Annotated in this window: 4 protein-coding genes; 1 reads left to right on the forward strand and 3 read right to left on the reverse strand. The window is 64.5% G+C overall.

Annotated features, from left to right (window positions below; genetic code table 11):
• The 3 genes from VNW74_RS02535 to VNW74_RS02545 form a co-directional block, all read right to left on the reverse strand.
• Positions 1-1088 (reverse strand): aldehyde dehydrogenase family protein (locus VNW74_RS02535; RefSeq protein ID WP_325675038.1); only part of this gene is annotated, 1088 nt, incomplete at its 3' end.
• A 4-nt stretch (positions 1089-1092) separates the two neighbouring features.
• Entirely contained in the window at positions 1093-2793 is a 1701-nt protein-coding gene (locus VNW74_RS02540) for a PHA/PHB synthase family protein (RefSeq protein WP_325675039.1), read from the reverse strand.
• Positions 2794-2795: 2 nt separating this feature from the next.
• Positions 2796-4307: a long-chain fatty acid--CoA ligase gene (locus tag VNW74_RS02545; protein ID WP_325675040.1), complete on the reverse strand. Its 1512-nt coding sequence runs from the start codon at positions 4305-4307 to the stop codon at positions 2796-2798.
• 375 nt (positions 4308-4682) lie between these two features.
• Here VNW74_RS02545 and VNW74_RS02550 point away from each other — a divergent pair.
• A partial coding sequence (locus VNW74_RS02550) for a class II aldolase/adducin family protein (protein WP_325675041.1) occupies positions 4683-5093 on the forward strand: 411 nt, incomplete at its 3' end.

The raw sequence follows: 5093 nt of genomic DNA on the forward strand, positions 1-5093 counted from the left end.
CCGTTGGCGAAGCTGATCGCCTGATCCACCGAATCCACTTCAATCACCGGAAGGATCGGGCCGAAGATCTCGTCGGTCATCGCGGGCTCGTCGGGATCAGGGTCGACGATGACTGTCGGCTCGATCGTCAGTGAATCCCGGTCGCTATGGCCGCCGACGGCAACCTCGCCCTTTGTGGCTTCGAGATAGCCAACGAGCCGGTCGAATTGGCGCTCGTTGACGATCCGCATGCCCATGTCATTTCCGGCACGGAAAGCAGCCACGTTATCGACGATCAGCCGGACGAGTTCTGACTTGATGGACTTGTCGGCCAGTACGTAGTCCGGCGCGACACAAGTCTGCCCGGAATTCAGCAGCCTTCCCCACGCGATCCGCCGTGCCGTCACATCGAGATCGGCGTCGGCGGTGACGATGACGGGGCTCTTGCCGCCGAGCTCCAAGGTGACCGGGGTAAGCGTCGAGGCCGCCCCGGCCATGATCTTGCTGCCGATCGCGGTACCGCCGGTGAAAAAGGCGTGGTCGAAGCCCAACGAGAGCAGTTGCTGTGTGGTGTCGGCAGCGCCCTCGACTACGGCGATCGCATCCGTGTCGAGGTACTGGGGGATCAGCCGGGCAAGAAGCACCGAGGTAGCGGGGGCCAGTTCCGATGGCTTGAGCACCGCACAGTTGCCGGCCGCGACGGCGGCCACCAGAGGGCCGAGCGAGAGGTAGACCGGATAGTTCCACGGCGCGATGATGAGGACCACGCCCAGCGGTTCGTATTGCACCCAAGCCGAGCCGGGGAGCTGGCTCAATGGCACCCGCTGTTTTCTTCGCTTCATCCACTTGCCCAGGTGCTTACGCGCGAACTCCGCTTCGCCCCTCGAGGACGCGATATCGCCCAGCCAAGCTTCTGCTCGTTCACGGCCGAGATCTTGTGCGAGCGCCGCTGCGATCTGATCCTCGTTGTCGTCGAGAAGTCGCTCGATTCCTCGAAGTTGGCGCAGTCGCCAGTCGAGCGCCCGTGTGCGTCCGCTTGCGAACACACGACGGATAGTGGCGACTTGGTCAGCGAGCTCGGGCGGTGCGGTAATGGCTTGTCCGATCATTTCGTCACTTCTCCATCACGTAATTGCCCGGTGCCGGACCGAGCGGCGGAAGCTCCTCCCCACCAAGCATTTTCGGAGCGTCGATCTCCGCACCGCTGCGCTCGGCGAGCCAGCTGACGTAGTCCGGCCACCAGGAGTCCGCGTGCTTCTCTGCAGAGTCCAGCCACTGTTGGGGATCCTCGACGTCGACTGGGCCGGTGCGGAACGATGCCTTGGGGTTGCCGGGCGGGTTCACCAGTGCCGCGATGTGACCGCTGGTGGACAGCACGAAGCGATTGTCCTTACTGCCGAGCAGGCGTGCGCTCCGATAGGTGGCCTGCCACGGGCAGATGTGGTCGGCCACGCCGCCGACGATATAGGCGTCTGCGGTGATCTTGTACAGGTCGACCGGGCTGCCCAGCATGCTGACCCCGCCGGGCGTGACCAGCGCGTTGCGCAGCCCCATCAGCACCAGGTCGCGGTGCAGCGCGGCAGCCATCCGGGTGGTGTCCGCGTTCCAGAACAGCACGTCGAACGGCGCCGGCTTGCGTCCCTGCACATAGTTGTTCACCACGTACCGCCACACCAGGTCGGTGGGCCGCAGCCAGGCGAACATCTCCGCCATGTCGCGCCCGTCCAGGAAACCCTTCCTGGCCGAGATTCGAATCGCCGCCTGCGCTGCGCGGTCGCTCATCGCCGCCGCCGCGAACCCGGCCCGGGTCTCGTCGAGCACGGTGACCGCCAGGTTGAGGCCCGCGACCCGATCGCCCTCGCCGATCTCACTGAGGTGGGCCGCGGTCATCGCCGCGAGGATGCCGCCCGAGCAGGTACCCAACAGGTGGGTGCTGTCGGCCCCGGTGATTTTCTGCGCGGCGTCCATCGCCTCAACGATCGCCGCGCCATAGGCGTCGAAGCCCCAATCCCGGTGGCGGGCTTGCGGATTACGCCACGAAATGACGAAGACCTGCTGGCCCTGCTGGACGAAGTACTCGATCATGCTGCGGCCGGGCGCGATATCCATGATGTAGAACTTGTTGATCACCGGCGGCACCATGAGCAATGGAATTGCGCGCACCTTGGCTGTCTGTGGGGCGTATTGAATCAATTCGAACACCGAAGTTTGCAGTACGACGGCCCCTTTGGTGATAGCCAGGTTCTCGCCCACCGCATAGGCGTCCGGCTCGATCATCGCCGGCACGCGGGGCTTCGAAAGCATGTCTCGGGCAAAGGCTCTCGCGCCCCGCACCGCGCTCAGACCGCCGGTGTCGATCAGCGCCTTCCAGCCGAGCGGACTGATCAGCGGGTTGTTGCTGGGCGCCAGGCCCTCCACGATGTTGTCGATAACGAACTGCATCTTCTCCTTGTCGCGCCAATCCAACTGCGCGTCCGCGAGCAACTCCTCGGCCGTCTCGGAGCCTGCCAGATAAGCCTGCATGATTCTGTGCAGCAGCGGATTCTCCTGCCACGCAGGGTCACTGAAGCGCTTGTCGGCGCGTGCCGGAGCGCGGTGCGACTTGCCCACAGCGATATTGCCGAGCTCACGGGTCAGCGCGCCAACCCGGTCTGCCACGGTGCCGGGGTGCTGAGCGAGGTTGCCGGCGAAGCGGGCCCAGGTGGCGTTCGGCATCATCCGGCTGGCGAATGGCTTGGTGGCGCTGGTGAGAAGCAGGTCGAGCGGCGCAGCGAGCTCATCGACTTTGGCCGTGGGATCCTTGGGAGTCGCCATAGTTATCGTGTGCTTTCCGTCGTCGGAACGGTGATGTCGCGTTTCTGGATCTTGCCAGTGGGTCCCTTGGGCAGCGCATCGACCAGCCAGACGTGGCGCGGGTACTTGTAAGCGGCCACCCGGGCCTTGACGTAGTCGCGTAGCTCCGCGGGCTCGACGCGCTCCCCTTCCTTCAACGCGACCGCCGCGCCGACTTCCTCACCCAGCGAGTCGTGCGGGATGCCGATGACCGCGGCTTCGGCCACGGCGGGGTGCTCATAGAGCACTTCCTCGATCTCGCGGGGATAGACGTTGTAGCCGCCGCGGATGATCATGTCCTTGGTCCGGTCGACGATGTAGAAGTAGCCATCCTCGTCGACACGTCCGACGTCACCGGTGGCCAGCCAGCCATCCGGCGTGATGGTTGCCTTGGTCGCGTCGGGCAGGTTCCAGTAGCCCTTCATCACGTTGTGGCCGCGGATCTGGATCTCGCCGGTCTGGCCTTGGGGGACCTCAGCGCCGTCCAGGTCGACCACCCGCATCTGCACGCCTTCGATCGGGGTACCGATCGAGCCCACTTTGCGCGGCCGGTGCGGATGGTTGAATGCGGCGGCCGGGGAGCTCTCGGAGAGCCCGTAGCCTTCGAGGACCGCGCAGCCAAAGGCCTTCTCGAAGTCGGTGAGAACCTGCACTGGCATGGCCGCACCTCCGGAGACGCAGACCCGCAATGTGCGGGTCGCCTCCGGTGCAACCTGGTCTGCCACGCCCAACAGCGCCGAATACATCGTCGGCACACCTTCAAACACCGTCACGGAGTCCCGTTCGATCACCTCGAGCGCCTTGAGCGGGTCGAATCGAGGTATGAGCGTCAACGTCGCACCCGACAGCACCGCCCCGTTGAGGCCACAGGTGAGGCCGAAGACGTGGAACAGGGGCAGGCAGCCCATCACGACGTCGTCCGGCCCGGTCTCGACGAGGGTGTTGACGCTGACCTCGGCGTTGCGGCCCAGATTGCCGTGCGTGAGCATCGCGCCCTTGGGCTTTCCGGTGGTTCCGGAGGTATGCAGGATGACCGCGACGTCGTCGGCACCGCGCTCCACGGCAGTCTCTTGCTCGGGCAGGCTGGCGATCAGGTCCAGCAAACCGGCGTCATCGACAATCCAGCACTGCGCGCCCACTTCGTCGGCACCGGCGCTGGCCTCGTTGGCGAAGGCAGGTGTCCCGAACAGCGCTTTGGCGCCACTGTTCGACAGGTAGAAGGTCACCTCTCGCGCCTTGAGCAGCGGGTTCATCGGGACTGCGACCGCGCCGCGATACATGATCCCGTAAAACACGATGGCGAATGCGGGCGTATTGGGCAGCATCACCCCCACCCGGTCACCCGGCTCGACTCCGGCTTGCTCAAGCAGCGTCGCCACCCGGGCGGCTGCCGCGTCGAACTCAGCGAAAGTGAACTGCAGGTCGTCGCACCGCAGCGCAACGCGGTTGGGGTTGCTTTCTTTGGATGCGATGAGATTGGTGCTCAGGCTGGTCATGGTCTACCTCTGGGTATCTAATTGGGTGCCTGGTTCTTGGGCTTCTCCTGAGGAACACAATCGTCCTCTCGGCGAGCTCGCACAACAATGTCGGGGGGCACAACAGCCTGGCCGCTTCGGTGTGACGGCGCACAGCTGATCGCAGACTGGTCGCCGAAAGCATGGCGGCTGATATAGGCCCTGGCCAGCAGACAGGCGTGCATTCTCATCGTAAGCGGCGACCCGGGTGGTAATGCATTGTGCAGGCCCACGCTTCGGTGCCGGCATTTATGTGCGTCGGCACATCGACGCCGGGCCTGCGCGAGTGCCAGACTGCGCACGTAAACGCACGGTGCATAACTCAAGTCGCGGCGCAGTTACCGCAAGGAGGAATTGATGACAAGCATCCTCGATCCCAACCTGGCCGCCGTCACTGGTCCCTCCCCAGCCGGAAGCGGACTCCCGCAACCGCCGGTCTTTAGCTCGGTCGACGCTGAGCGCAAGTACCGTAAGGAACAGCTCGCCGCCGGGTTCCGGCTCTTCGGTAAGTTCGGCTTCTCCGAGGGCGTTGCGGGCCACGTCACGGTGCGCGACCCGGAACACCCCGAGTATTTCTGGGTGAATCCATTCGGAATGGCATTCACGAAAATCAAAGCGTCCGACCTGATCTTGGTCGATCACAAAGGCGATGTGATCGAAGGTTCTCGTCCCGTCAATCGTGCAGCGTTTGTGATCCATTCCCGAGTGCACGAGGCCCGTCCCGACGCGCTAGCGGCGGCGCATTCTCATTCAATGTACGGACGGGCG

Source organism: Mycobacterium sp. (assembly GCF_035570115.1).
In the GTDB taxonomy this organism is placed as follows: Bacteria; Actinomycetota; Actinomycetes; order Mycobacteriales; family Mycobacteriaceae; genus Mycobacterium.

Coding starts and splice junctions, on each gene's coding strand:
- VNW74_RS02540 (WP_325675039.1), bottom strand. CDS start 2,793: ATGGCGACTCCCAAGGATCCCACGGCCAAAGTCGATGAGCTCGCTGCG.
- VNW74_RS02545 (WP_325675040.1), bottom strand. CDS start 4,307: ATGACCAGCCTGAGCACCAATCTCATCGCATCCAAAGAAAGCAACCCC.